The following is a 26,393-nucleotide window of genomic DNA, read 5'->3' on the forward strand; positions in this document are numbered from 1 at the left end:
CATTTGCAAACGAAGAAGGCTACGTAAAGCTATACACCTATGAAAGGAAAAGTGATGAATTCTGTTCAGTGGCCGGACGATTTGATGCAGAGAAGAGATTCCGGAGATTTTCTGTACAAACTCATTCAAAGCAAATATGAGTCTTACATAGCCTCAAACAAGAAAGCTTCTTTGACGTTCGCTTTAGATGGCGACTGGGGGACTGGCAAATCGTTCTTTATCGAGCGATGGAGCGAAGACATAAAAAATGGAGAACACGTTGTAATCCATTTTGACGCATGGACAAATGACCTGAGCGACGACCCCTTACTAGGATTTATGGCTGAGATTAAAAACTCGCTGAGCCCACTAGCCAAACAAATACCGAAGCTCAGCCCTCAATCAAAGAAAAAAATCACAGACCAAACTATAAAATTTCTAAAACAAGCAGCCAAAGCAATAGGACCAGCGACACTCACTGCCGGGAAAGCAATCGCAACGCATTACATCTCAAAAGAAGGTGTTGAGGCTTTATCAGACATAGTCAACGATGAAAATCAAGAAAAAACCACCGACTTAGACACAAAACAAATATCAGAAAAAACTCTGGAAAAATACTTTGAAGAAGCACTCAAAAACCACACAAATCAAAAAAATGCGATAACCCAACTCATTACAGACCTCGAACAACTAACGACGTACCTCAAAGAAAGCAATACAGTCAATTTACCAATATACATTTTTATAGATGAATTAGATAGATGCAGACCCAGCTATGCAATCAGGCTTCTAGAAGGACTAAAGCACCTTTTTAACGCTCAAGGAGTATGTTTCGTTGTAAGTACAAATTTGATTCAATTATCAGAGTCGGTAAAATCAGTATACGGACAAGGTTTTGACGGATACAGATATCTCAAAAGATTCTTTGATTTTGAATACAAATTGCCAGCACCCAACAACCTAGCCCACAGTGAATACTTATTCCAGGAGAGTCCGCTTCGAAACAGAAAAAAATTAGAGCCTGGCATACACGAATACCACTCGCAGCGACGCATGCAAGAATTACCTGTTGCCACGGTGTTTTCAGACATCGCAACAGCCTTCAATTTAGATCTACGGAGTCAAAAACAAGTTTTTGCACAAGCAGTTGGAGCTATTTCATCAATCCCCGAAACAGAGACAGTTCACTGTGCCTATATATTTGCCTTGGCAGCATATGCACACATCAGCCCAACAGGAATCGACAAACTCATAGATCACTCCGACTCAAAAATAGTAGTACAAAATTTCAAAAACAAAGAATACAGAATCCCGTTCTACAACAGCAGTGGCGATTTAGTAAAAAAGACGGTTACACTGGATTCAATAATTTCCTTTTACCACGAAAAATCCAATAAACCAATTCCTGAAATTTCCAACAGCGCCGAATTAAAGGATGGGCAATTTCTAGGCGAGATATTGAGAAGTCTTATAAATGAAAGCAGGCCAATGGAATATACAATTACAAAAAAATATGCCAGTTTAATAAGACTTGCCGGAAACTTATCAACCCAGGAGCACCGTTAAAACAACGACAGAGTTTTCAAACAAAAGCCGTCAAATCCCGTCACAGAAGTGACTGTGAAAACCGGCCGCGAAGCCGCGCCGCACCTTGCGCCACATAGTGTCGGCAGGGTCAGCAGAAACGGTCTATCAAGCGGGCAGGCGCGGCGGGGTCTCGACTGCGCGCCGGGATGGCTGGGTGGGGTGCGGCGGCCGGGGGCCGGCCAGCCCTGGGGAGGCGTCCGCAGGGCCGTCAAGGGGCCGTCAAGGGGCCTCGGGCGGGCCGACAGGGGGTTGAAGTGGATGGGGCGAGCGCCTGCGCATGGGCGCAAAAAAGGCCACCGCATGGGGTGGCCTGTATCGGGGTGGGCGCGGCTACTTGCTGCCGCCGTCTGCGCTAGTGTCGGTGGACTTGATGCGGTACTCGGTGAAGCGCATCACCTCCTCGCCTATCCAGTTATTCAACTCGGAACACCGGGCCTGCAGCGGCTCGATTTCATTGCGTGCGAACACCTCGGCAGCTGGGGCCACGGCACCGAACCCGCCGGTATTGCTGGGCACCACCCCCATGAGCTGAGGCGGGATGCGGTGGGCCGCCAGCAGATCGTCGCGGCTCACGTTCTTGATGTTGAAAAACTCGTCCTTTGCTGCGACCTCGGACAGTGGAATCACTTGGATGCCGTCCTTCTTGCCGTTGGGCGCGTGCATGAACAGGTTCTTGAAGTTGCCCGGCCCCTTGCTCTTCTTCAGGGCCTCGCGCAGCGCATCCACGTCGCCTTGCTGCTGGGCTGCATCCGACAGGTACAGGATGAAGCCCGCGTGGGAACCGTTGTTGTAATACTTGCGCCGGAACAGGGTGGCCGACTCGTTGAGCCAAGCCGACTGCAGCGCTGCAAGGTACTCGGGCAGGCCGTACACCTCCTGATTTACATCAGGCTCCATTAGGTGGAACACCGCCCCCCGCTTGAATTCGTGTTCATCCTTGTAGCCCTGAACGAAGAAATACTTATCCAGCTCGCCACCGCGCCGCATGTACTTGGCCAGGGAGTGCCGCAGCTGCAGCGACCCGCCCAGGCGATTGCGTGGGCGCTCAAGGTACGAATTGCCGAAGGTGAGAAAGTCCAGCGCGAATTTGCTGAACGTCGCCCGGTCCAGCAGCTTGTGCGGGATGAACGTGCTGGCCAGCACGTTGCGTTTCACGTAGAGCGCACTCGCATGGTGCGGGCTCGCGCGGAACGACTTGGCCAGGCCGTCCCAGCTCAATGGCGGTTCGTACCACTTCCCATTGATCCAGCTCTCCACGTAGTCCAGCATCTCCCCTTGCATCACTGGCGCAGGCTCGCCGAAGGTGAAGGCCTCGACCTGCGAGCGCTCGCCGGGCGCTGGCGTAGTGGTGGCGGCCGTGTTGGCCAGGCTGTCGCCAGCTGTCATCAGAAAATCTCCATGATTGATTGGTTGGCGCTGGAGGTTCCTTCCAGCGGCTCGTTGTCGAGGGCGTGCATGCAGGCCCATGCCAGATCAGCGTGCCCTGTCTGTTCCGTGCGGCCGGCGGTGTAGGTGGCCTGGCTACCGCTCGCCGTCAGGGTGCGTTTGATGGACATGAACGCCTGCGCCAGGTCTATGCCCACAGCGCCGTTATCAAACTCAAGGCGCCCTTTGCTGATGATGTTTTTGGCTTTCAGCACCAGCATGGTTTTCACTTCGACCGAGTAGTTGATGGCCTTCGCTGCAGGGTAGAACTTGCTCACCAGCTCGTACACGCCACGGCCCATGCCGGTGGTGTCGATGCCGATATGCGCCACGTTGTAGCGCTCCGTAATCTTCTTGATGGCGTCGGCCTGGGCCTCGAAATCGAGCCCGCGAAACTGCAGCGTTTCGAGCACACGGAATTTGCCGCCAGGCGTTGCGGGCGGCGCCAGCACCACCAGCCCGGCCGAATCGCCAGAGCGTGAAGGGTCATACCCGACCCACACAGGGCGATAGCCAAACGGCCGCATCGCCAGCTGGTGCACGTCGCTCCACTCCACCCAGCTATCGACCATGCAGGCCTGCAGCTCAGTCAGCGGGAAAATGCTGAACGTGTCGTCCATGAACCCGCACATGAGCAGGTTGGCGAATTCCTCGGGGCTGTACTCGTGGCGCAGTTCCTCGATATCGAACAAGTTGCACCCGCCGTGCATCGCGTCCAAGATCGTGACGATTTGGCGCCAAATCTTGTCCTCGCCCGTGAAGCCGCCGCCCAGGTGCGCGTGCGACAGATCCAGCTTGACGCGGTCAGCCTTCGCGCGCTTCCTGTTGTAGCGGTCCCCACTCCACAGCGCGTAGGCTGGGTGCTGGATGCTGCTGGGCGTAGAGAAATAGGTCTTTCGCCAGTGCTTGTGCATGGCCATGCCCGACGCCACCTTGTTGAGTTCGTCAAACTTGCGCGTCCAAAAGCACTCATCGAAATAGAAATTGCCGTGATAGCCCTGGGCCGTCAGCGCATTGGTCCCCAGGAAATACAGCGTTGCGCCATTGCTCAACACAATGGGATCGCCCGACAGTTCCACCCCGCAAGCCTCTTTGGCGAACGCGATGATGTACTGCTTAAAAATGTGCGCCTGGGCCTTCGATGCCGACAAGAAAATTTGATTGCGCCCAGTCTCCAGCGCATCGGCCAGGGCCTCCCGGGCGAAGTACCACGTCGCGCCAATCTGCCGCGACTTGAGAATGAACCGCGTGCGCTGATCGTGTGCCGCGCGCCAAGTCTTCTGATACCCGAACAGGGAACCCGCGAAACAGTCCAGCAACTGCTGGTGTTCGTTCTCATCGAAGTGGTTGCGGTCGGGCTGCTTCTTGGGCTTGTCGTTGCGGCGGTTGATCGCAGGGTTCAGGTCCGCTTCCTTGCCCGTCTTCTCGTACTTGTGTACGCGGGCCAGGCGTTCAATCTGGCGGCCCAGCAGGTCAATTTCCTTGTAGTCGCCGCCGGTCTTGTTGTCCTTCATGACAAGCTGCGCCATGCGGGTTTCAATCACTGCCTCCACCCGGTCCACGGGTTGCGCCTTGTCCCACTCTTCGGCATCCTTCCACCCCTGCACGGTGGAGCGCGGTTCCTCGATATAGGCCGCAATGGTTGTGACCTTCCACCCCTGCCAGTAAAGGTGCCGCGCCGCGCGGCGCTTGTCGGCCGCCAGGCCATCACCGGGCAGGATTGAAAAGGGCAAGGCTTTGGCGATGGCTTCGGCGGGCATGGGGCCAAGTTTGGGCCGCCACGCTGTGAAAAAGCACACGCTCCCCTGCCCTACTGCATGTGCCTGAACGCTGCACATGCGGCATTCATTGATGGGTTCGCGCGACAGCGAGACGATGGCGACTACTGCAAACCATCGCTCTCAACGCAACCGAGGAACCCCATCACCATGGCACAGAAATCCAGCGACAAGCCCGAAGCTAAGGCCCAAAAATCGCGCTTCTTCCGTGTGGCCACCGAAGGTGCCACCACCGACGGCCGCGCCATCAGTCGCGAGCAAATCGAACAGATGGCGAAGACCTTCAGCCCGGCGAAATATGGCGCCCGTGTTTGGATGGAACACATCCGCAGCCTGTACCCGGACAGCCCGTTTCGCGCCTATGGCGACGTCACTGCAGTAGAGGCCCGCGACGTCGAAGACGGCAAGCTGGCACTGTTCGCGCAGATCAAGCCGCTGCCCGAGCTGGTGGCCATGAACAAGGCCGGCCAGAAGATCTACACCAGCATCGAGATTCACCCCAAGTTCGCGGATAGCGATCAGGCCTATCTCACCGGCCTGGCGGTCACCGATTCCCCCGCCAGCCTGGGCACCGAGGCTCTGAAATTCGCAGCCCAGCACCCCGAGGCAAGCATGTTCTCTGCACGCAAGGCCGGCGACCGAAAGGACGTGCTGTTCTCCGAAGCCATCGAAGTGGAACTGGTTTTCGAGGATGACGAATCCGCCGAGACCGAGGGCGCCGTGTCCAAGTTCAACGCCGTGCTGTCCGGCCTGTTGCAGAAATTCAAGGGCAAGTCGAAGGATGACGACGCACGGTTCACCGAAATCATCAAGGGCTTTGAAGCGTTCGGCGCCTATGCCGAAACGCAGGAAAAGGCGCACGACGACTTGAAAACCGAGCATGACACCCTGGCCAAGAAATTCACCGAGCTGACGGGAAAGCATGACGCCCTGGTGAAACGCCTGGAGGAAACGCCCGAGTCGGGCTTTACCGCGCGCCCGCCTGCCAGCGGCGGCGACGGTGTTGCGAAGACCGATTGCTGAACCCCAATCGCTCCCAATTCCCCCAATAGATCCCCAATCCACCACCTCGGAAACCTAACATGCATCCCATTACCCGCAAGGCCGTTAACGCCTACACCCGTCAAATCGCCACCCTCAACGGCGTGGAGCGCACGGACGAAAAATTCACCGTGGCACCGACCGTCACGCAAACCCTGGAAAGCAAGATTCAGGAATCCGCCGATGTGCTCAAGCGCATCAACATCGTGCCCGTGCGCGAGCAGATGGGCCAGAAACTGGGCCTGGGTGTCGGTGGCCCTGCAGCCAGCCGTACCAACACCAAGCTCAAGGACCGTGCCACCCGCGATCTTTCCGCCCTGGACTCCACGCAGTACCACGCCCTGCAGACGAACTTCGACACCCACCTGGAATACGCAAAACTCGACATGTGGGCGAAGTTCAAGGACTTTCAGCCGCGCCTGCGCGATGCACTGATCATTCGCCAGGCACTCGACCGCATCATGGTCGGTTTCAACGGCACCTCTGCCGCAGCCGAAACCGACATCGTGGCGAACCCCATGCTGCAGGATGTCAACAAGGGTTGGCTGCAGCAGTTGCGCGAGACAGCGCCCGAGCGCGTCATGGACGAAGGCGCCGCCGGTGCCGGTTCCATCAAGGTGGGCGACGCCGCGGGCGCCCACTACAAGAACCTCGATGCGCTGGTGTTCGATGCCTTGAACCTCATGGACCCGTGGTTCCACAACGACACCAGCCTGGTGGTGATGGTGGGCCGCGACCTGTTGCATGACAAGTATTTCCCACTGGTCAACGTGAAGCAAGCGCCCACCGAAGAACTGGCCGCCCAGGTCATCATGAGCCAGAAGGCCATCGGCAACGTGCAGGCCGCTGCGGTGCCCTTCTTCCCTGGTGCGTCCGTCCTCATCACCAGCTGGGACAACCTGTCCATCTACTGGCAAGAGGAAACCCGCCGCCGCATGTTCACCGACAACCCCAAGCGCGACCGCTACGAGAACTACGAAAGCGTGAACGAAGCCTACGTGGTGGAGAACGTGGGCAAGGCCGTGCTGCTGGAAAATATCGAGCTGGTTTGAGCGGGTGCCCCATGACTTCCCCCGCCAAAGCCCACAAACTGCGCGTGCTGGCCGAGCTGTCGGCCAGGGCCGCGCCCCATGGACAGGAGGTCCGGGGCAGCGCCTACGAACTGATGCTGCGCGCGCTCGCCGAGCACAAGCGCGTGCTGCGCGGCATCCAGTCGGTCGAACGCAAGATCGAGGCAAAGCGCGAGCTGCTGCCCGTGTACGACGAATACCTGACCGGCGCCCTCGCGGGTGGCCAGGGCGGTCACGACATGGTGCTGGCCACGCTGATGGTCTGGCATATGGACACGGGTTCCTGGCGGCGCGCGCTGGAGCTGGCTGGCTATGTGATCGCCAACGGCATGGCCATGCCCCCGGAATACTCGCGCGCCCCGGCCGTGATCCTGATCGACATGGCTGCCACCGCGGCGCTGGACGGGAGCCTGTTTGGCGACGAAGCGGTGCGCGTGCTGGCAGAAGTGGCGCAGCTCACCGAGAGCCACGACGCACCAGACCAAGCCCGCGCCAAGCTGCACAAGGCCATCGGCTATGCCCTGGTGGGCCGCACCCCAACCCACACGCCCGACTACAAAACGGTGGAGGAAACCAAGGCCCGCGCGGCCATGGCGCACTTCACCCGTGCGAACACGCTGTTTGCGCAAGTCGGCGTGAAAAAAGACATGGAGCGCATGGAGCGACGTTTGACCAACGCCGCGCCGGCCTCCTGACCGAGCGTACCCCGCACCCTGGCGGCTCCTGTGTCTGCCTCACTGCAATGCGCAAGCAACGCACGAAAGGCAGACACAGGACCACCGCCACCTGAACGCACACCATGAGTTTCATTGCCACCGCCAATCCGCCCATCGAAGCCGAGGACGCCCAGGTCACCAACGACCCGTGGTTCCCGGAAATCGACGCGTCCAAGGTCCGGGAGTCGTGCCTGCTGGATGGCACGGTCACGGCCGTGCGCCTGGCTGATGCCATCGAAAGCGCGATCGACACCGTGAACGGCGAGCTGCGCGGCTACAAGGCCGAGCAGATCGCCCAGGGCGTGGCCTCACTGGCCGTGGCCGGCGACGGCCGCCAGGCCGGCCGCTACCTGCGCGCCATCCACGCGCACGTGCAGGCAGAGCTGGCCGAGGCGTACCGCGAAACCGACACCACGCCGCACAACGACAGCAAAACCGAACGCATCCGCGAGCGCATTGAAGCCAAGGTGGCGGAGCACCAGCGCCGGCTGCGTTGGGCTGTCGCCGACATGCTGGGCCGGCCGCGCACCACCGTGGAGCTGATCTGATGCGCGCGGTTGCCCAACAGCACGAAATGCTGGACGAACTGTGCCGCCGCACCACAGGCGCCACGGCCGAGGTGGTGGAGGCCACGCTGGCCGCAAACCCCGGCCTGGCCAAGCTGGGGCCGCGCCTGCCCGCTGGCGCCGTGGTGCAAATCGTTGTCCCGCCCAAGCGAACCAACAAACAAACCATCAACCTGTGGGACTGATTCACCATGGACCGAGAAAGCATCATCAAAGCCATTGGCGTGGAAACCGCCAAAGCATCCCCGCCCGTTGCCGTGGTGGCCCATCAGGCCGTCAACGGCTGGACCATGAGCCACACGCTAACAGCCCTGACCATCGTGTATGTGGCCGCGCAGCTGGGTTATCTGCTGTGGAAGTGGCGTAATGAACGCGCCGAGCGCATCGCCAAGAACGCCGCTTACGGGGTGGAGCCATGAGCACCACCCTGCGCCAGGGTCTGGCCCGCGTGGCCGTGGCCTGCCTCACCATGTCGGCGGCGGGCTTTGCCGCCTGGACCGCGTCCGAGGGCGACGGCCCCACCCGCGTGGACGCCGGTGGCGCCGTGGTGCACCTGCCCTACATCCCCACGAAGGGCGATGTGCCCACCATCGGCCACGGTTCCACCCGCTACGAAGACGGCACGCCCGTGCGCCTTTCTGATCCGCCCATTCCGCGCCAGCGCGCCCAGCAGCTCGCCCGCAACCTGCACACCCAGGATGAAAAGCGGTTCAAAGCCAGCCTGCCGGGGGTGTCGCTCTATCAGGGCGAATACGACCTCTACGAGGACTTCGTGGGCCAGTACGGCATCGGCAATTGGCGCAAGCCTGGTTCCCCTCGCACCTGGCTGCTGCGGGGCGACTACCCGGGGGCGTGTGAGGCCCTGCTGACCTGGCGGTTTCAGGCCGGCCGAGACTGCCGCCTGCCGCAGAACTGGGGGCCGCAGGGCTGCAAGGGCGTGTGGACCCGTCAACAAAGGAGGCATGCCAAATGTGTGTCGATGCTCTGAAAAAAGCCGTCAAGGTCATGGCCATCGCTGCCGTGGTGCTGGTGGTGCTGGCAATCGCAGGCCTCGCGGCCCTGTACTTCACTTTCTGCGGTGGTCACCCGCACGGGATGTGCTGACATGCTGACCACCCTGCGCGCCAACGCCTGGAAATACACCGCCATCGCCCTCGGGCTGAGCCTGGGCTTCGCCCTGGTGATGCAGACCCTGCGCCTGGCCGACGCCCGGCTGGAAACCGCCCACACCGAAAACACCCTGCAGACCGAACGCACCACGGCCGCGCGGGCCGCGCTCATAACCTCGGAACGCTATCGCAAGCTAGGAGACACCCACCGTGACGAAATCGCCCAAAACGACACCGCTGCACAAACCGCCCTTGCTGCTGCTGATGCTGGCCGCGCTCGCGCTGTTGCTGCTGGCAACCGGCTGCAGCGTGACCTTGCCGACTACCTCACCCAGCACCGTACCGCCGCCCAGGCTCGCGCCGCTGCCGGCCAGTGCGCGCCAGACACCGCCCCCGCCGATCTGCTTGCCGACATGCTCCGACGCGCAGACGACAGAGCGGGAGAACTCGCGCACGTTGCTGACACTGCCCGCACCCGTGGCCTTGCCTGCGAGCGCGCCTACGACAGCGCCCGCACGATGATGGAGGCCGCCCAGAATGGAAAAGCCGAATAGCCTGCGCGACACGCTCACCAAGGCGCTGCCGACCGTCAAGAAAGACCCGCAGAAGCTGGCCATCTTCATCACAGGCGGCCGGGTCATGCACACCGGCACCGATGCGCTGTCGTTTGAGTACGCCTACACCTTGCGCCTGCTGCTGCTGGACTACGCGGGCCATGCCGATGCGGTCATGGCCCCGGTGGTGGGGTGGATGAAGCGCAATCAGCCCGAAGTGTTCGACAACCCCGAGCGCCGCGCCCGCGCCATCCGTTTCGAGGCCGAGTATCTGAACGCCAAGGCCATCGACCTGCAGATAGAGCTTGAACTGACAGAAGCGGTGCTGGCGCGTCCCCGCCCGGGCGGCCCGACCGGCGCGCTGAACCTGATCCACAAGAATGAACCGCCGCCGCCACTGGCCATCCTGCAGGCCGAACACTGGGAGGTGTACTTGCGCGACGAAAAGCTGGCCGAGTGGGACTACGCACCCCGATGAAATACCTCTTCACCGTCTGCTTTCTGCTGTGGGAGGGATACCAGCGCATCCGTGGCCGCTGGCGCCGCTGGGTGCGTGCCCGCCAGCGCGGGGAAAGCTGACACATGGCCGATTTCATGGAGCTGGAAGGCTGGCTGGCGCCGTTGCTGGACCGCCTCACCGATGGAGAGCGCCGCAAACTGGCGCTCGACATTGCGCGCGAGCTGCGCCGCGAAAACGCAGCCACCATCCGCGCGCAGCACGGCCCGGACGGCGAAGCCTGGGCGCCGCGCAAGAACCCGCTGCGCGACCAGGGCGGGCAGCTGCGCAAGCGCAACGCCCAACGCCTGTTTGCAAAGCTGGCCGGCGCCAAGCACTTGCGCGGCCACGTCGATGGCGGCGATGCGGTGGTGGCCTTCACCGGCCGCACCGAGCGCATAGCGCGGGTGCATCACTTCGGCCTGCGTGACAGCGTGAAACCCGGCGGCCCCCAGTACGACTACCCTGCGCGCCCGCTGCTGGGCATTTCCGACGACTTCACCAAGCGGCTGCAGGACCGTTTGCTTTCGCACCTCGCGGGCGGTTGAAATGCTGCATGTGTGCGGCACGCACACAGGGCAAACCGCGTGCTTTATCGCGCACGCGCGGGCACCATCAAATGCATGGAACGCCCCGTCGATCAGCCCGAATCTCCGATTGAAATCCTGCGCCGCCTGGAGAACATCGCGCGCGTTGGAACCATCGAAGAAGTGCGCACCGGCAAGCCCGCGCGCTGCCGGATTCGCTGCGGCGATGTGGTCACGAACTGGGTTCCCTGGATAGCCGGCCGTGCCGCTGGCGAAGCGGGCTCCGTGTGGTGGCCGCCCGTGAAGGGCGAGCAGGTTCTGATGCTCGCACCGGGTGGCGACCTGATGAACGCCGTGGTGCTGCCCGGTGCCTACAGCGACAAGAACCCCCAGGCCAGCGACAACCCCAAGATGTTCCGCATGGACTTCGGCGGCGCCGGCTTCCTGTCTCACGACGCAGATGGCGGCCTTATGAAGCTTGAGGCCGTGGGCAGCATCGTGCTGGCCGTCATGTCGTCGTCCATCACCATCACCGAAAGCTCCATCGTGATCGCGGCGGGCGGCGCTAGCCTGACCATCGACGCCCAGGGCGTGACGGGCTCGCCCGATGTGCTCGCTCAGGGCATCAGCCTGGTGAATCACCTGCACCCCGGCGTGAAGCGCGGCAGCGAAGAAACGGACCCGCCCGTATGAACCGCAACACCGGCCAATCCATCACCGGGCTGGAGCACCTGCGCCAGTCCCTGGGCGACATCCTCACGACGCCCATTGGCTCGCGCGTCATGCGCCGCGAATACGGCTCTCTGGTGCCCGAGCTGATCGACCACCCCGACAACCTGCCCACCCAGGTGCGCGTCTATGCGGCCGTGGCCAGCGCCTTGATGCGCTGGGAACCACGCTTTCGGCTCACGCGCATTGAATCTCTGCGCGAGGCAGACCGCCCCGGAGCGGTGCTGTTTCGGCTGCACGGCACCTACGACCAGCGCGGGCGCGTAGGGCCGCTGTCCCTCAATGTGTCGGTGACGGGAGGGCGCGCAGCATGAGCACGCTGGACCTTTCCGCCCTGCCCTTGCCCGCCGTGGTCGAAACCCTCGACTACGAAACCGTGCTGGCCGGCCTGCGCGCCGATCTGCTGCGCCTGTACCCGCCAGCCGCTGAAGTCATCGGCCTTGAAAGCGAACCCCTCAACAAGCTGATGCAGGTGGCCGCGTACCGCGAGGTGCTGATCCGCGCCCGCATCAACGATGCCGCACGCGCCGTCATGCTGGGCTGGGCCGTGGGCACCGATCTGGACAACCTGGCCGCGCGCTATGACCTGGCGCGTCTGCCCGACGAAGACGACGAAAGCCTACGCGAGCGGGTGTTGATGGGCTATCACGCGCTGTCGGCCGCCGGCAGCTCCATCAGTTGGCGCCTGCGTGCGCGGTCGGTGTCTGTGGATGTGCGCAAAGTGGACGTGTGGGCCGACCGGCCCGGCCGCGTGAAGGTCTGCCTGCTGGCCCGCGTGGCCGCACATGCCAACGATGTGACGCCCGACCAGGCCGCCGTGGGCCGCGCGCTGTTCGGTGACCACCCGCAAGCGCTTTCACAGTCGATGTGCTGGCGCGTGGCCGTGCCCGGTGATGCCATCGTGGGCCAGACCGAGGCGGCGCTGCTGGCCGAGGACGTGCGCCCCCTTACGGTCGATGTGGACGTGACAGCCGCACGCGTGCTGCCCCTGGCCGTGGTGGCCACCCTGGTGCACCCGCCTGGCCCGGACGGCGCCCTGTTGGCCGCCAGTGCTGCCGCCCGTGTGCGCGCACTGGGCGCCCGCGCGGCATTCCGGGTGGATGTGACACGCGCCGCACTGATCGCCGCATTGATGGGCGATGGCATCCGCGACGTTCTGCTGGCCTCACCCATTGCCGACGTGCCCGCAGGCCCTGGCCAAGTGCCCGTTATCACGTCCATCACTGTCACGCCACAGGCGCGCCATGACTGACCGTCACCACCTGCTGCCGCCCAACGCCACGCCCCTGGAGCGCGCGGCATCGTCCTCCATGGGGCCTTGGACCGTGGGCGATGAAGTGCTGTCCACCCTGCAGGACCCCGCGCGCATCCCCGCGCACCTGCTGCCGCACCTCGCCCTGGCTGAAGACGTGCCCGTGTGGCCCCAGGCCGAGGCCGAGCGCCGCGCCGTCATCAAGGCCAGCCCGCGCCTGCATGCCCTGATCGGCACTCCCAAGGGCCTGCGCGAACTGGCCCGCCTGGCAGGTGCACGCATCGAGCGCCTGGAAATGCCGCCCGCCAAAACCTTCCTTGGCTTCTGGGATGCCACCAGCCGCGCCCAGTGGCTGGCCGCCCATCCAGAAATGCGGATCTACAGCCAGCGCGAGCGCGCCCCCTCCGAGGGCTTGATGCTGGGCCACGGCTACGTGGGCACGCGGGCCGAGCCACCCATCCGCACCACCGCCATGGCTCGCAGCGCCGTGCGTGCAGAAATCCGCTACCCCAGCGGCCAGGTGTTGCCGCTCACCACCCACGGCTGGAGCGCCATGGACCAAGAGCGCACCGCCACGGTGGACCTGGCCCGTCGTTCCCTGGCCCGTGGCCAGCACCTGGGCCAGCCGCTGGTCGGTGTGCTGAGTCGTGCCGACGCATCCACCCGCTACTGGCGCGTGCAGAACGTGAACTACCGCGAGCGCCTGCAGCTGCTCACGCTCAAGCAAATGGCGCCATCCCTGGCGCCCCTGTCGCCAGATGCCGAGCCCGTGGCCGAGCGCGCATCGCGCCCGCATGTGCTGTGCGCGGGCCTGCCCCTCGCGGGCTTCACGGTGCGCAGCGACAGCGCCCGGCGCATGTACGCCCGCATCCGGCTTCATGACCCGGCCGTGGCCAACGTGCCCAAGCACGGCCCCGCGTACCTGGGCTTCACCCGCCTCTCCAGCCCGCCATTCATCGCGATGGCCCATGTGCGCATGCCCGAGCGGCGCCAGCCCTTTGCCATGGCGGGCAGCGCCATGAACGCCGCGCTGTCGGCCGGCGGCGCCCGCGAGCGCATGGCCCCGGTGCTCGACGCCATGGACTGGGCGCGGGCCGCGCACGACAAGGTTTTGATCCGCACGCGCCTGCACGCCACGGCGCGCGCCAGCCGCATTCACAAGGCCGGCGCCGTGCTCGCTGGCCAAACCATCAACAGGAGCTAACCCCCATGGAAAAAAGCGTCATCTTCCGCGACCGCCAAGAGCTGCAGGCCGCCGACCTCAACAACACCCAGGCCTGGGGCGACGAAGCGCGCCGACACCTGGTGACGGACGCCCTCACGTCCGAGCGCCAGTTCACGGGCCTCACCGTGTCCGCGCGCAGTGCCACCGAACTGGAGATCGCCGTGGGTCGGCTGTATGACGGCCCCACGGGCAAGGTGTACGCGCTGGACGCGGCGCAGGTGCATTCGGTGTTCGCCATGCTGCCCCTGCAGGATCAGAAGTGGGTGGCCGTCAGCGTGTTCGGCGTCGAAGAAGACACCGACATTCAGCCGCGTGATATGTTGATCGACCTGCAGACCCGCGAAGTGGAACCCGAGGCCGTGGCCATGCAGCGCCGCCGCGTGGCTACCGTGCACATCGCCCAGGGCCTGGAGTCTCCGACCCCCGAGCGGCCCGAGCCACCAACGGGCTATACGCTGATCGCCCATGTGCGCCTGTCGCCCACGGGCGTGCAAGAGGTGGTACTGGCCGAAGGCCGCCGCCTGCCCAACCTGCAGCGCGTGGATGCCCGCGTGCGCACGGCGGAGGGCTGGATTCTGGCGGCCGAGCCACGCATTGCCCACATCATGAGCGACATCGCGGGCCTGGCCTCCGACCTGGCCACCCGCGCCAGCCTGGAGCATGTGTCCCAGCTGGGCGTGGACATGGCCAAGCTCAAGGAGCGCATGGAAATCCCCGACGACTACGTGTTCTACGGGTCCGACCACTTTCTGGACGCCGACGAAAGCGACCCCGCCCACGCGGGCTACAGCGCCGACACGTTCGAGGGCATCCGCCCGGCTATCGCCGCCCAGCAGACCGGCGCCCTGTCGCTGCTCAACCCCATGGACCCCGAGGCCCGCACCAGCGCGGCCGGGCTGATGCTGCCGGCCTATGAGGAAGTCACCCGGCTGCGCATGGAAACCCGGGCGGGCGAGCTGGCCATCAACCAATACCAGTACCAGACCCTGAACGCGGTGCAAAAGACCCTGAGCCGTGAGCGCGTGCGCACCGGTGAAACGCTCACCTACTGCACCAACAGCGCCTTCTGGAAAAGTGGCGTGTACGACCCGGTCACCGGCATCCTGCGCCGGGGCGATGAAGTGTGGACGGTGGACCCGGCTGACCAAGCGCGCGCCAACATCGACCACCAGTTCCTGCGCGTCACGCGCATGTGGGTGGACCGCTGGGAAGAACCCTATTGGGACATGGTGACCACCAACTACGTGGTGCAGGGTTCCGTGCTCGCGCAAACCGTGCTGATGGCGCAAACCGGCTGGCTCATCAGCGTTGAAATCTTTGTGACCAGCGCCGACGCGGCCGGGGGCCTCACCGTGCTGGTGACCGAGGCCGCCCTGGGCCAGCCCGATATGGAAAAGGTGCTTTCCCGCGCCACCCTGGCGCCGGGTGCCGTCACGGCCGGGTGGCTCAAGGTGGCCTTGCCCGACCCCCTGCTGGTGGAGGCCGGTAAGCGCTATGCCGTGGCGCTGGTGACCGGCGCTGGCCACCGCGTGGGCTTCACCGAGGGCACGGAATACACCCAGGGCATCCTGATGTACACCCAGGACGGCGCCTACTTCACCCAGGCGGCAGAGCGCGACCTGATGTTGCGGCTCAACTTTGCCCGGTTCGTATCGCCGCGCGCGGTGGTGCAGATGCAGCCGCTGCAGCTGGCCGGCGGCGTGCAAGAGCTGGACATGCTCTATGACAGCGCCGTGCCGGCCGGTTGCCGCCTGGTGTGGGAATACCAGACGGGCGGCCTGTGGCGCCCCGTCACGCCCGACACCGCGCCCGCGTTCGGTGGCGCGGCCCTGGTGCCGTTGCGCGCGGTGTTCATCGGCACCCAGGACTTGATGCCCGCCGTTCGCCCTGGCAATGCCCAGGTCACGGTGCGCCGCCGTGGCACCACGTTCGTGCACGTCAGCAGCGACCGCGTGCTGGGCACGCCGTCCAAGAACATCCGCGTGCGTTTGCTGCTGGAAGATTTCGGAACCGATGTGGCCCAGACGGTCGATTGCCGCCTGATCGTGGGCGGCGTCACGGTGGCCGCCACCACCAACCGCGATGAAGTGGTGGACGGCCGCAGCCGCTGGCGCGAGTTCCGATTCACCCTGGCCGCCAATACCGGCGCGTACCGCATCCGCATCGACGGCGCGGGCGTGACGGGCGCCCACCCCTGGCACGTGGCCGAGCGCTACGACCTGGCGCTGTAAGCGGGGCCGACATGCCAAAACGATTCGAGGCATACCGCATGCGCGACGGCGTGACGCCGTTGTCCGAGGACTTCTTCAATGGGGTCTTCGGAGATATCGACAACCGCATTGCAGAACTGGAAGCGCGCCGGGCCGACCTGCAGGGCGTGGTCGATGAGCTGACCAAGTTTGGCTTGGCCCGCATCGACACGCTGGTGGGGCCGGCCATGTCCGAAGTGGCCGCCATGCTGCAGCAGCTGCGCGACCGGCGAGACGAACTGGAAGCGGCCATTGGCAACGTGGGCGACCTGGCCACGGGCACGCAGCTGGGCGCGGCCATCGCGGCCGAGGCCACGGCACGAAACGAGGCCATTGCGCTGGCCGTGCAAGCCGAGGCCACGGCGCGCGCTGCGGCCGTGGTAGCCGAAGCGGCGGCCCGCACTGCTGCCATTGCCCTGGCCACCGCCAGACCCAGCGCGTCCACCGTCACTTATGACGGGTCCGGCCGGGTGTCGAACATCACCGAGACACTGCCCCAGGGCGAGCGCGCCACGGTTCTGACCTACGGCGCAGCCAACCGCGTGGCCACCGTGGCCGAAACGCTGGACGGTAAGACCCGGACCACCACCTACGCCTATGACGGTTCCGGCCGCGTGGCGGGCTATGCAGCAGTGGAGGTGGTGGCATGAGCGATGCACTGATGGCCCCCACCTATGCAGAAGTCGCACAGATGCACCGGCATTTCAAGCTGCTGTACGGCAACCCGCTGGCGCTCGACTACCTGCTGGCCACCCCCGCGCCCACGGGCGCGCAGCTGCAGGCCTGGCTGGCCACGCCCGCCAATCTGGTGGCGTTCCAGCAGCTGATCACCGCACCCAACGGCGCGGCGGCCGTGTGCGCCAGCAGCGGGGCCATGGCGGCCGTGGCCGGCAGCACCACGGCCATGCAGTACGTGCTGGGCAGCAGCGCGGCCTTGAACGCCATGCTGTTTTCCAACACCGCAATGACGGCGGTGGCGGCCAGCAACGCGGCCATGACGGCAATCACGCAGACCCTGGTGGCGCGCAGCGCCTTGTCCGGCCATCGGCTCGCGCTCGCGGTGGTGGCGGCAAACCCAGCCGCCATGTCCGTGGTGGCCGAGCACGCCGACACCATGGCGGCCGTGGCCGCCAGCGTGGACGGCATCCGCGTGCTTGCTGCCAGCGCCACGGCCATGGGGGTGATTGCCGCCAGCGCCAATGCCATGGCCGTCATCCTGGCTACCGCCAATGCTCGCATGGCCGTGTATGACACCACCGTGGCATGGGATGCCATCGCAGCCGCACCGGCCGCGCGCACCGCGCTGTCGAACGTTGCGGTATTGCACTCCACCAGTTTGGCCGCCTACACCTATCCCCCCGGCGTGGCTGCAGGTATCCGCGCGGTGCTGGTGCAGCAGAAGACCAGCTCGGCCGGCTATCCGTCCATCGCCGGGGCAAGCGCCGACACCTACACCACCGTCAGCCTGGCCTACATCGACCGATACGTGCGGGTCACGGGCCTGACCCACCGGATCGACTACACCGGCGCATCCAGCTCTGTGCGCTACGTGGTCATGCAGTAAGGCCCCCATGAAAACCATGCTCATCATCATTGCTGGCGCAGTGGCCGGCACCACCACCCCGGGCGACCCCAACGGCTACACGCTGGTGGATGTGCCCGAGGGTTTCGACGGTGACCTGTCGGCCGTTGAATACGACGCCCAGGCCGGCGCGGCGCGCCTGTCGCTCGCGGGTGTGAAGGCCCGCCGCATCGCCGCCATCAAGGCAGAGGCCGCCACCCACCTGGCCGCCAGCGCCTGGAAGCTGCAGCGCGCCAGCGAGCGCGAGAAGGCAGGCTGGCTGCAGCTGGCAGACGTGGCCACGGTGCTGGCCGAGCGCGAGGCCGTGCGCCGCAGCAGCGATGCCGCCGAAGCCGCCGTACAGGCCCTGGCCGATGTGGCGGCCGTGCAGGCATTCACCTGGGCGCCCGATGCCGTGGCCGTGCCTGCGCCACGCCTGCTCACGCACGAACGGTTCATTCAGCGTTTCACCCCGGCCGAGTGGGAGGCCATGACGGCCGCCGCCCGCGCCAATGCCGCCATGGATGCCTGGATGCGCCGTTTCACCCTGGCCACGTTCGTCAGCCTTGATGACCCGGCCACGGCCGCAGGTGTGCGGGCGCTGGAACTGGCCGGCATCTTGGCCGCAGGCCGCGCCGACGAAATCCTGACCGCCCCCCTTCAACCCGAGGAAACCGCATGAACGCCGCCACCCTTGTTTTGTCTGTCGCCGCCGCTGTCGCCCTGTGGTGCCTGGTGCCCTCGCTGTGGGTGCTGGTGCTGCCAGGTGTGCCAGCAGCTCACCGCCGCGCCGCCGCGCTTTCGTTCCTGCGCGCATCGGTGCGCGGCCTGGCCATGCTGCCCATTGACCTGCTGGCGCCCGTGGTGGTGCCGTTCGCCCTGCTGCACACCCGCTGGGAGGATGACGCCCTGCCCCATTGGGCCAGGTGGTGGGGCAACGATGTGGGCATCAGCGGCGACAAGTTCCAGTGGGTACTGGACGCCACCGGCCAGCAGGTGCCTCTGCCTGTGCCGCTGGCAGACACCCCCGAAGCCCGCGCCCTGTGCTACTGGGCACCAGGCCACCACCCGCGCAGCCGCTGGGCGCGCTGGGTGTGGCTGGGCCTGCGCAACCGGGCATCCGCCCTGGCCGTCACGCTGGGCCACCCCGCCGACTATCGCCAGCCCGTGGAGGTGTGGGGCGACCCCGCCACCGGGCGCGGCCGGGCCGGCTGGGTGCTGCGCCACCACAGCGGCGCGTACCAGCTGCACGCCACGCGCCGCGCCGGCCCCGTGTGCCTGCGCACGAACTACGGCCACAAGGTGGACTTCACCACCTGGGGCCGGCCCGTGTTGCCGGTGGTGTGCATCGCCATCAGCGCTTTGTCATGGAAGGGGCAGGACGCCCCGGCCAGCACCACCTGAACCCAACCCCTTTTTGCATCACTCACAGGAGAACCCATGGCTGCACTAGCAAACTACCACCACGGCGTGCGCACCCTCGAAATCAACGAAGGCCAGCGCGCAATTCGCATCATTTCCACGGCCGTACTGGGCCTTATCGTCACGGCCAGCGATGCCGATGCGACCGCCTTCCCGCTCAACACCCCGGTGTTGGTCACCAAGGTGGACGCGGCCATTGCCAAGGCCGGCACGCTGGGCACCCTGCGGGGCGCCCTGACGGCCATCCGCGACCAAGCCCGCCCCATCACCGTGGTTGTGCGCGTGGCCGATGGCGAGGGCGTGGACGCCGCCGCCAAGCTGACCGACCAGAACGGCAAGGTCATCGGCACGGCCGTGGGCTCGCAGTACACCGGCATGCAGGCGCTGCTGGCCGCCAAGGCAAAGCTCGGGGTGCAACCGCGCATCCTGGGCGCGCCGGGCCTGGACACCCAGGCAGTGACCACCGCCCTGGTGGCCGTGGCGCAAAAGCTGCGCGCGTTCGTGTATGCCGAGGGCTACGGTGAAGACGTGTCCGAGGTGATGGACTACCGCCAGAACTTCGAGGGCCGCGAGCTGATGCTGATCTGGCCCCGCGTGAAGGTGGCCACACCCGGCACGGGTGTGGTGGTGGACGCATCGCCCGTGGCCTATGCCATGGGCCTGCGCGCCAAGATCGACGCCGAGCAGGGCTGGCACAAGACGCTTTCCAACGTGCCCATGAACGGCGTGCTGGGCATCAGCAAGGATGTGTTCTGGGACTTGCAGAACCCCGACACCGACGCGGGCCTGCTCAACGGCGCTGGCATCACGACGCTGATCCGCAATCAGGGGTTCCGCTTCTGGGGATCGCGCACATGCAGCACCGACGAACTGTTCGCGTTCGAGAGCGCCACGCGCACCGCGCAAATCCTGGCCGACACCATGGCCGAGGGCCACTTCTGGGCGGTGGACAAGCCGCTGCACCCCAGTCTGGTGAAAGACATTCTGGAAGGCATCAACGCCAAGTTCCGCGAGCTGAAAAACCTGGGCTACATCCTGAACGGCCAGGCCTGGTACGACGAAGAGGTGAACGTGTCGGCCACGCTCAAGAACGGCAAATTGACGCTGGACTACGACTACACGCCCGTGCCGCCCCTCGAAGACCTCACCTTCCAGCAGCGCATCACCGACCGCTACTACGCCGACTTCGCCCTGCGCGTGGGCACGGGCGAGTAAGGCCGCACCACACCACAGATTGACTACTGGAGAACACCATGGGACTGCCCCGCAAGATCAAGAATTTCACCACCTTCGTGGACGGCCACAACTGCGTCGGAGAGATGCCCGAAGTGACGCTGCCCAAGCTCGCCCGCAAGATGGACGATTACCGTTCGGGCGGCATGAGTGCCCCCGTGAAGGCGGATTTCGGCATGGAGGGCATGGAAGCCGAGCTGACCGCCGCCGGCTACATGAAAGAGCTGTTCACCAGCTGGGGCACGCTGCGCCACGATGGCGTGATGCTGCGCTTTGCCGGCGCGCTGCAGGGCGACGACAGCGAGAGCGTGGACTCGCTGGAAGTGGTCATGCGCGGCCGGTTCTCGGAAATCGACCCCGGCACCGCCAAGCCCGGCGAAGCCACGGCCATCAAGTACAAGGCCGCGCTGAGCTACTACAAGCTGACCATCAACGGCGAAACCCTCATCGAGATTGACGCCGTAAACATGATCGAAATGGTCAACGGCGTGGACCGCCTGGCGGAGACACGCGCCGCCCTGGGCATGTGACGCCCCCCCCATCCGCACGCCCCGCGCGGGCCGCGCCTTCTTTCCTTCCTTCCCTGATCCATTGCCATGAACACACCCACCCAAACCACCCCCGCCGCTGCTCCCGCTGTTGCCACCGCCGCCCCTGGCATCCCCGTGGGCATCCCGCTGGATACGCCTATCCAGCGCAACGGCCAGACCATCACGCACATTCAGGTGCGCAAGCCCAACGCTGGCGCCCTGCGCGGCCTGTCGCTGGTGGAGGTGCTGCAGATGAACGTGACGGCATTACAAACCCTGCTGCCGCGCGTGACCGAGCCGCCACTGTTGCGGCAAGAGGTGGACGCCATGGACCCCGCCGACCTTGTAAGCCTGGGTTCGGAGGTGGTCAGTTTTTTGGTGCCGAAGGCGCAGCGGGAGGGCTTCCAAACCGCGTAGAGGACGCAATGGCCGACCTGGCCCTGGTGTTCCATTGGCGGCCCGCCGACATGGACCCCATGAGCGTGGCCGAGCTGATGGACTGGCGAGAGCGTGCGCGCGAGCGCTACGAGCCGCAAGAGTGAAATTTTTGAGCATTTCGGGTACAAACATGCCTTATGGACTTCGCAACCTCCCTGCTGATCCTGACCTTGTCGGTCTTTGTCGTAGGTGCGGCATTGTTTCTCGCGTTGCTCAGGATTCTTCGGCAAGACACCAAGCGCCTGGAACAAAGCACGGAGGAACTGGGCGCTTTCGAGGCCGACACGCAGCCACCCCACTGAGGGCGTGCGTGCCTGCCCATGGGGAACGCCATGGCTGACCAACTGCGCCTGCGCGTGGTGCTGGAGATGGCCGAGCGCGTGCTCGCCCCCATGAAGCGCATCAGTGGCGCCAGCGGCGAAACCGCCCGCGCCCTCAAGGCCGCCCGCGACCGCCTCAAGGAACTGAACGACCAGCAAGGGGCCGTGGGCAACGTGCAAAAGCACGCGGCCGAACTGGCCCGGCTGAACAATGCCCTCAAGGTGAAACAGGCCCTGCTCGACGGCATGCGGGCCAGCGGCACGGCCACGGTCGCACAGATCAAGCGCGAGGAACGTGGGGTGCGCACCCTGGCCGATGCGCTGGAAGTGCAGAAGTCCGCAGCCGTCAAGGCCCGCGCTGCGCTCAATGCCATGGGCATTTCCGGCAACCTGAGCGCGGCCCAGGCGCGCCTGAAAACCGACATTGACGGCGCCACGGCCGCCATGGGCAAGCAACGCGCGGAGCTGCAGCGCCTGGCCGCCCAGCAGCGGCAGTTGCAAGACCTGCGTGACAAGCACAACAAAGCCATGCTGCATGCCGGTGTGGCGGCCGGTGCGGGCGTGGCCCTGCAAGCAGCTGGCCGGCGTGGCGTGCAGATGGGTATGGGGCCGGTAGCGAACTACTCCAAGCACGAAGACGCCATGCTGGGCATTGCGCGCCAGGTGCCCGGCGCCCGCAATGAAATGGGCCAGCTGACCGAGGTGTACCGCCAGGCCGAACGCGACGTGCGCGCGTTGAGCGGGCAGATTCCGCTGACCACCACCGAAATCACCAACATGATGACGGCATCGGCCCGCATGGAGGTGCCCACCGACAAGCTCAAGGAATTCACCCTGATGGCTTCGGAGATGGCCACCGCCTTTGACGCGGTGCCCGATGAAATCACCGAGCGCATGGGCAAGGTGGCGAAGACGTTCAACATTCCGTTGACCGAGATTCGGGGCCTGGCCGATTCCATCAACTTCCTTGACGACAACGCCATCAGCAAGGGCGCGGACATCATCGACTTCATGACCCGCGTGTCTGGTGTGGCCGCACTGGCCAAGATGGACCCACGGGACTATGCGGCGTTGGGCTCCACCCTACTGACACTGGGCGAGCGCACGGAGACAGCCGGCACCGCCACCAACTCCATCGTTCAAACCCTGGCCGCCGCGACGAAGGGAACCAAGGGTTTCCGCAGCGCCATGGCCGAGCTGGGCCTATCCACCAGCGAGGTGGAAAAGGGCATGACGAAAGATGCGATGGGCACCATCAAGATGGTGCTGGAAGCTATCAACGCGCTGCCCGAAGAGAAGCGCCTGGGTGTCATGGTGGAGTTGGTCGGAAAAGAGCACTCCGACACCCTGGCCAAGCTGGCGGCCAACCCGAAAGAGCTGGCACGCCAGCGCGCGCTGGCCACGGGCGACAACGCAAAGGGCTCCATGGCCCGCGAGGCGGCTGCACGCAATGCCGCGCTGTCTGCACAGTGGCAGATGACGAAGAACCGGGCGTTCAACCTGAGCGCCACCGTGGGCGAGACGCTAGCGCCCACGCTGCTCAAACTGCTCAAGGTGGTCAATCCGCTGATCGAAGGCTTTATGCGCTTCGTGCAGAACCACTCCACCCTGGTGGGCTGGGTGCTGGGCGCCGTGGTGGCCTTCTCTGCCCTGACGGCGGGCGTGGGGTTCCTGCTGGTGCCCCTTGCGCTGATCGCGGGCAAGGTGATGCTGTTGCGCTTCGTCTTTGCGCGCTTCGCGCTCACGGCGGGCGGGCCGCTTGCGGCCGGCCTGCGGGTGGCTGGGCAGGCCGCAATGGTGTTCGTGCGCGGCGGGCTGCTGGCCATGCTGGCAGCTGGTGGGCCTGCCATTGCGGTAGTCGCTGCCATCGCCGCAGCGGCCCTGCTGATCTACAGGTACTGGGGGCCTATCAAGGCCTTCTTGGGCGGCGTGTGGGAGGGCCTGCGCAATGGGCTGACGCCTGTGCTGTCGCAGATGGCGCCCCTGGTGCAATTCGGCAGCATGCTGGTGGGCTGGCTGGGCCAGGCCTGGACGTGGTTTACCGAGCTGATCGCTCCCATCAAATCCACGCAGGAAGAACTGGCCGGGTTCGCCAGCGCAGGCCAGCTGGTGGGCGAGGTGCTGGGCGGCATCGTAGCCAAGCTCATCCAAGTGGCCAACTACGTGCCCGTGCTGGGCCTGCTGGCGCGCGTGTCCTCGCTCATTGGGGGGCAGGGTTCGCCAGGCGCCGCCGCCGGTCTGGGCTTGCCTGGGGGGTTGCCGGTGATGCCGGCCACCACCGGCCCGGGTGCGCTGCGGTTCTTTGAAGAACCCAAGCCCCTGAAATTCAATCCCCGGGGCGAAGGGGGCAACAACACCACCACCAACAACATCACGGTGAACGCAGCCCCGGGCATGGATGAGAAAGCGATGGCGCAAGCGATTTCTTTTGAAATGGACCGCCGCGAGCGGGCCAAAAAATCAAGCGTGCGCTCGCAGTTGAGCGACTTGGACTAGGAGACCCCCATGCTGTTTTCTTTGGGGCAATTTACCTTCGGGCTGCAAACCCTGCCCACCGACCAGCTACGCAGGCAGACCGCCTGGCGCCACCCCAGCAATTCGCGGGTGGGTGCCAGGCCGGCGCGCCAGTTCGTGGGCCTGGGCGACGACACCATCAACCTGTCAGGGGTGCTGGCGCCCGAGTTCGCGGGGTCCATGCGCTCGCTGGAGGCGCTGCGCAAGATGGCCGACAGTGGCAAGGCCTGGGCGTTGGTGTCGGGCGCTGGCGAAGTGTTTGGCGCCTGGACTATTGAGAATCTGACGGAAACCCGCACGGTGCTAATCGACAACGGCGCCGCGCGGCGCATCGAGTTCGACTTGCAGCTGGCGGCCGAGGACGATGAACGCGCCGAGCCATCGGGCGGCGTGGACCCGTGGCCGGTGGATGACAACTGGGAGTGGTGGCTTTGATGGCGCAGCCCGACTACCTCAAAACCAACCAGCTGCACCGCGCACCCACGTTCACGCTGGTGGTGGACGGCCGCGACATTTCCAAGAAGGTGGAAGCGCGCCTGGTGTCGCTCACGCTCACGGAAAGCCGGGGCGACGAAGCCGACCAGTTGGACCTGGAGATAGACGACAGCGACGGCCGCATGGGCATCCCTGCCAAGGGTGCAGAGCTGGCCCTGGCGCTGGGCTGGGAAGGCAGCGGCATGCAGGACAAAGGCACGTTTGAGGTGGATGAGGTGGAGCACAGCGGCACACCCGACACCATTACCGTGCGCGCCCGTTCTGCCGATCTGCGCCGAGAGCTGCGCACGCGGGCCGAGCGCAGCTACCATGGCAAGAAGCTGGGGGAAATCGTGGGCGACATTGCGCAGCGCAACGGTCTGCAGCTGCGCATGGATGACACCCTGGCTAACACCACGGTAGAGCACATCGACCAGACGCGCGAGAGCGATCTGCACTTCCTCACCCGCCTGGCCAAGAAGCACGATTCAGTGGCCACAGTGAAGAAAGGCCGCCTGGTGTTCAAGCCCATTGGCAGCACGAAGGCCACCAACGGCGACGACTTGGAAACCATCACCATCACTCGCGCCGATGGCGACCGGCACCGCTACCACTCCGCCGACCGGAACGCCTACAGTGGCGTTCGCGCCTACTGGCACGATCCGAACACCGCCGAAAAACGCAGCGTGCTGGTGGGCGAGCAGGAGAATGAAAAGCGCCTGAAAGACACCTACGGCAGCGAGGCCGACGCCATGGCCGCCGCGCGGGCCGAGCGCGGGCGCATCGAGCGCGGCCAAGCCACCATGGAATTGGATCTGGCCATTGGGCGCCCCGACCTGATGCCACAGACCCCGGTAGAGCTGAGAGGGTACAAGGATGTAATCAACGAAACGCCATGGCTGACAGTGAAGCTCACGCACCGTCTTGGGGATGGTGGGCTGACCACCCGCATGGAGATGGAGACGCGCAAAGCAAAGAAAAATTAGCCCATTGCATTTAGTGCAATGGTTGCACTACAATAAAACCACGCAATCGCAACGGTTGCAGCCGACGCCCGCCGGAAGCGGGCTCTCCGAGGAGATTCAAATGCAGACCAATTTCAAAGAACTGATGGCCGTGAAGTTTGCCGACGCCATGGGCCGCCTCAAGGCGCTGGGCCTGAAAGGTGAAATCACGGTGCAGCCTGGCGTGGTGATGATTGCAACCACTTGCAAATGGAGCGCTTCGCACTTTCGCAAAGGCATCAAGACCGCCTGCGCTCGCACCGGGGGAACCTGGGTGGAGAACCGCCCCAGCAAGGAGGCCCGTGTGTTCACGGTGGTGATTTGAGCGGCAAAAACAAGCATTGGCACCGGGAGTGGTCCCGGTTGCCTACCGGCAACCTGCAACACAGCAGCGGGGCCGAGTTCACCACTTCGGGCGGGGTGCGCCACATCGCCGCCACCTATGGCAAGTTCGCTGCTACGGAGGCTGCGCGCGGGGTGCCCGCACATGACCTGGCGGCCAGGCTGTCGCGGCTGGAGCGTGAGGGTGCACAGTGGGTTGAACGCAATCCATGAGAAAGTACGGTGCAACTATTGCACTAGTGCAACAGTTGC

33 protein-coding genes are annotated in these 26,393 nt (G+C 64.5%); 31 read left to right on the forward strand and 2 right to left on the reverse strand.

Annotated elements, in window-relative coordinates; genetic code table 11:
* Positions 1-54: 54 nt before the first annotated feature.
* Positions 55-1,545, forward strand: a complete 1,491-nt coding sequence (locus tag ARADN35_RS27545) for a KAP family P-loop NTPase fold protein (RefSeq protein WP_159103205.1) — start codon at positions 55-57, stop codon at positions 1,543-1,545.
* A 351-nt stretch (positions 1,546-1,896) separates the two neighbouring features.
* Here the strand turns inward: ARADN35_RS27545 and ARADN35_RS26695 are convergent, their stop codons facing one another.
* Together ARADN35_RS26695 and ARADN35_RS0121480 are read right to left on the reverse strand one after the other, a co-directional pair.
* Positions 1,897-2,952, reverse strand: coding sequence for a phage portal protein (locus ARADN35_RS26695; protein ID WP_010465842.1), 1,056 nt, complete (start codon positions 2,950-2,952; stop codon positions 1,897-1,899).
* Positions 2,952-4,751: a terminase large subunit domain-containing protein gene (locus tag ARADN35_RS0121480; RefSeq protein ID WP_100199501.1), complete on the reverse strand. Its 1,800-nt coding sequence runs from the start codon at positions 4,749-4,751 to the stop codon at positions 2,952-2,954. Before ARADN35_RS0121480 ends, ARADN35_RS26695 begins: the two co-directional genes overlap by 1 nt.
* Positions 4,752-4,808: 57 nt before the next feature.
* Between ARADN35_RS0121480 and ARADN35_RS0121485 the strand changes: the two genes are divergently transcribed.
* The 30 genes from ARADN35_RS0121485 (at position 4,809) to ARADN35_RS0121635 (ending at position 26,354) form a co-directional block, all read left to right on the forward strand.
* The gene (locus ARADN35_RS0121485) at positions 4,809-5,792 is read left to right on the forward strand and encodes a GPO family capsid scaffolding protein (RefSeq protein WP_244265936.1); all 984 of its coding nucleotides are present in this window, start codon (positions 4,809-4,811) and stop codon (positions 5,790-5,792) included.
* Positions 5,793-5,851: 59 nt separating this feature from the next.
* Entirely contained in the window at positions 5,852-6,862 is a 1,011-nt protein-coding gene (locus ARADN35_RS0121490; RefSeq protein ID WP_010465848.1) for a phage major capsid protein, P2 family, read from the forward strand.
* 11 nt (positions 6,863-6,873) lie between these two features.
* Complete coding sequence (gpM, locus tag ARADN35_RS0121495; protein ID WP_010465850.1) at positions 6,874-7,575, forward strand: phage terminase small subunit; 702 nt, start codon at positions 6,874-6,876, stop codon at positions 7,573-7,575.
* 104 nt (positions 7,576-7,679) lie between these two features.
* Complete coding sequence (locus tag ARADN35_RS0121500) at positions 7,680-8,144, forward strand: head completion/stabilization protein (protein WP_010465852.1); 465 nt, start codon at positions 7,680-7,682, stop codon at positions 8,142-8,144.
* Positions 8,144-8,347 carry a tail protein X gene (locus ARADN35_RS0121505; RefSeq protein ID WP_010465854.1) on the forward strand — a complete coding sequence of 68 codons (204 nt, stop codon included), beginning with the start codon at positions 8,144-8,146 and terminating at the stop codon, positions 8,345-8,347. The genes ARADN35_RS0121500 and ARADN35_RS0121505 overlap by 1 nt, the downstream gene beginning before the upstream one ends.
* A gap of 6 nt (positions 8,348-8,353) precedes the next feature.
* Positions 8,354-8,581 carry a hypothetical protein gene (locus tag ARADN35_RS0121510; protein ID WP_010465856.1) on the forward strand — a complete coding sequence of 76 codons (228 nt, stop codon included), beginning with the start codon at positions 8,354-8,356 and terminating at the stop codon, positions 8,579-8,581.
* Positions 8,578-9,150, forward strand: coding sequence for a glycoside hydrolase family protein (locus tag ARADN35_RS0121515; RefSeq protein WP_010465858.1), 573 nt, complete (start codon positions 8,578-8,580; stop codon positions 9,148-9,150). The genes ARADN35_RS0121510 and ARADN35_RS0121515 overlap by 4 nt, the downstream gene beginning before the upstream one ends.
* Complete coding sequence (locus ARADN35_RS28725; protein WP_010465860.1) at positions 9,132-9,266, forward strand: hypothetical protein; 135 nt, start codon at positions 9,132-9,134, stop codon at positions 9,264-9,266. Before ARADN35_RS0121515 ends, ARADN35_RS28725 begins: the two co-directional genes overlap by 19 nt.
* A gap of 1 nt (position 9,267) precedes the next feature.
* Positions 9,268-9,825, forward strand: a complete 558-nt coding sequence (locus ARADN35_RS0121525) for a DUF2514 family protein (protein WP_029414276.1) — start codon at positions 9,268-9,270, stop codon at positions 9,823-9,825.
* A complete protein-coding gene (locus ARADN35_RS0121530; RefSeq protein WP_010465863.1) occupies positions 9,809-10,303 on the forward strand; it encodes a phage tail protein in 495 nt (164 codons plus the stop codon). The genes ARADN35_RS0121525 and ARADN35_RS0121530 overlap by 17 nt, the downstream gene beginning before the upstream one ends.
* A gap of 104 nt (positions 10,304-10,407) precedes the next feature.
* Entirely contained in the window at positions 10,408-10,869 is a 462-nt protein-coding gene (locus ARADN35_RS0121540) for a phage virion morphogenesis protein (protein WP_010465867.1), read from the forward strand.
* A 75-nt stretch (positions 10,870-10,944) separates the two neighbouring features.
* A complete protein-coding gene (locus ARADN35_RS26700; RefSeq protein WP_100199500.1) occupies positions 10,945-11,541 on the forward strand; it encodes a phage baseplate assembly protein V in 597 nt (198 codons plus the stop codon).
* Complete coding sequence (locus ARADN35_RS0121550; RefSeq protein WP_010465872.1) at positions 11,538-11,891, forward strand: GPW/gp25 family protein; 354 nt, start codon at positions 11,538-11,540, stop codon at positions 11,889-11,891. Before ARADN35_RS26700 ends, ARADN35_RS0121550 begins: the two co-directional genes overlap by 4 nt.
* On the forward strand, positions 11,888-12,829 hold the full coding sequence (locus ARADN35_RS0121555) for a baseplate assembly protein (RefSeq protein ID WP_010465873.1): 942 nt from the start codon (positions 11,888-11,890) through the stop codon (positions 12,827-12,829). Before ARADN35_RS0121550 ends, ARADN35_RS0121555 begins: the two co-directional genes overlap by 4 nt.
* On the forward strand, positions 12,822-14,033 hold the full coding sequence (locus ARADN35_RS0121560) for a phage tail protein (protein WP_010465875.1): 1,212 nt from the start codon (positions 12,822-12,824) through the stop codon (positions 14,031-14,033). The genes ARADN35_RS0121555 and ARADN35_RS0121560 overlap by 8 nt, the downstream gene beginning before the upstream one ends.
* A 5-nt stretch (positions 14,034-14,038) precedes the next feature.
* Complete coding sequence (locus tag ARADN35_RS0121565; protein WP_010465876.1) at positions 14,039-16,285, forward strand: hypothetical protein; 2,247 nt, start codon at positions 14,039-14,041, stop codon at positions 16,283-16,285.
* Between the two features lie 11 nt (positions 16,286-16,296).
* Complete coding sequence (locus ARADN35_RS0121570; protein ID WP_029414277.1) at positions 16,297-16,953, forward strand: hypothetical protein; 657 nt, start codon at positions 16,297-16,299, stop codon at positions 16,951-16,953.
* Complete coding sequence (locus ARADN35_RS0121575; RefSeq protein ID WP_010465881.1) at positions 16,950-17,867, forward strand: hypothetical protein; 918 nt, start codon at positions 16,950-16,952, stop codon at positions 17,865-17,867. Before ARADN35_RS0121570 ends, ARADN35_RS0121575 begins: the two co-directional genes overlap by 4 nt.
* A 7-nt stretch (positions 17,868-17,874) precedes the next feature.
* Positions 17,875-18,546: a hypothetical protein gene (locus ARADN35_RS0121580; RefSeq protein WP_010465883.1), complete on the forward strand. Its 672-nt coding sequence runs from the start codon at positions 17,875-17,877 to the stop codon at positions 18,544-18,546.
* Positions 18,543-19,268, forward strand: coding sequence for a DUF7338 family protein (locus tag ARADN35_RS0121585; protein WP_010465884.1), 726 nt, complete (start codon positions 18,543-18,545; stop codon positions 19,266-19,268). The genes ARADN35_RS0121580 and ARADN35_RS0121585 overlap by 4 nt, the downstream gene beginning before the upstream one ends.
* Positions 19,269-19,304: 36 nt before the next feature.
* Positions 19,305-20,501, forward strand: coding sequence for a phage tail sheath protein (locus ARADN35_RS0121590; RefSeq protein WP_010465886.1), 1,197 nt, complete (start codon positions 19,305-19,307; stop codon positions 20,499-20,501).
* 38 nt (positions 20,502-20,539) lie between these two features.
* Positions 20,540-21,049 carry a phage major tail tube protein gene (locus ARADN35_RS0121595; protein ID WP_010465888.1) on the forward strand — a complete coding sequence of 170 codons (510 nt, stop codon included), beginning with the start codon at positions 20,540-20,542 and terminating at the stop codon, positions 21,047-21,049.
* 66 nt (positions 21,050-21,115) lie between these two features.
* The gene (locus ARADN35_RS0121600; RefSeq protein WP_010465890.1) at positions 21,116-21,466 is read left to right on the forward strand and encodes a phage tail assembly protein; all 351 of its coding nucleotides are present in this window, start codon (positions 21,116-21,118) and stop codon (positions 21,464-21,466) included.
* Between the two features lie 8 nt (positions 21,467-21,474).
* Positions 21,475-21,591, forward strand: a complete 117-nt coding sequence (locus tag ARADN35_RS27550) for a GpE family phage tail protein (protein ID WP_010465892.1) — start codon at positions 21,475-21,477, stop codon at positions 21,589-21,591.
* Between the two features lie 33 nt (positions 21,592-21,624).
* The gene (locus ARADN35_RS28235; RefSeq protein WP_010465894.1) at positions 21,625-21,789 is read left to right on the forward strand and encodes a hypothetical protein; all 165 of its coding nucleotides are present in this window, start codon (positions 21,625-21,627) and stop codon (positions 21,787-21,789) included.
* Between the two features lie 30 nt (positions 21,790-21,819).
* Positions 21,820-24,303 carry a phage tail tape measure protein gene (locus ARADN35_RS0121615; protein WP_159103206.1) on the forward strand — a complete coding sequence of 828 codons (2,484 nt, stop codon included), beginning with the start codon at positions 21,820-21,822 and terminating at the stop codon, positions 24,301-24,303.
* Between the two features lie 9 nt (positions 24,304-24,312).
* The gene (locus ARADN35_RS0121620) at positions 24,313-24,756 is read left to right on the forward strand and encodes a phage tail protein (protein ID WP_010465899.1); all 444 of its coding nucleotides are present in this window, start codon (positions 24,313-24,315) and stop codon (positions 24,754-24,756) included.
* Positions 24,756-25,781 carry a contractile injection system protein, VgrG/Pvc8 family gene (locus tag ARADN35_RS0121625; RefSeq protein WP_010465901.1) on the forward strand — a complete coding sequence of 342 codons (1,026 nt, stop codon included), beginning with the start codon at positions 24,756-24,758 and terminating at the stop codon, positions 25,779-25,781. The genes ARADN35_RS0121620 and ARADN35_RS0121625 overlap by 1 nt, the downstream gene beginning before the upstream one ends.
* Before the next feature lie 100 nt (positions 25,782-25,881).
* The gene (locus ARADN35_RS0121630; protein WP_010465903.1) at positions 25,882-26,124 is read left to right on the forward strand and encodes a hypothetical protein; all 243 of its coding nucleotides are present in this window, start codon (positions 25,882-25,884) and stop codon (positions 26,122-26,124) included.
* Positions 26,125-26,162: 38 nt separating this feature from the next.
* On the forward strand, positions 26,163-26,354 hold the full coding sequence (locus tag ARADN35_RS0121635; RefSeq protein WP_010465906.1) for a hypothetical protein: 192 nt from the start codon (positions 26,163-26,165) through the stop codon (positions 26,352-26,354).
* Positions 26,355-26,393 lie beyond the last annotated feature (39 nt).

This window comes from Acidovorax radicis N35, from assembly GCF_000204195.1.
Taxonomy (GTDB): Bacteria; Pseudomonadota; Gammaproteobacteria; order Burkholderiales; family Burkholderiaceae_C; genus Acidovorax; species Acidovorax radicis.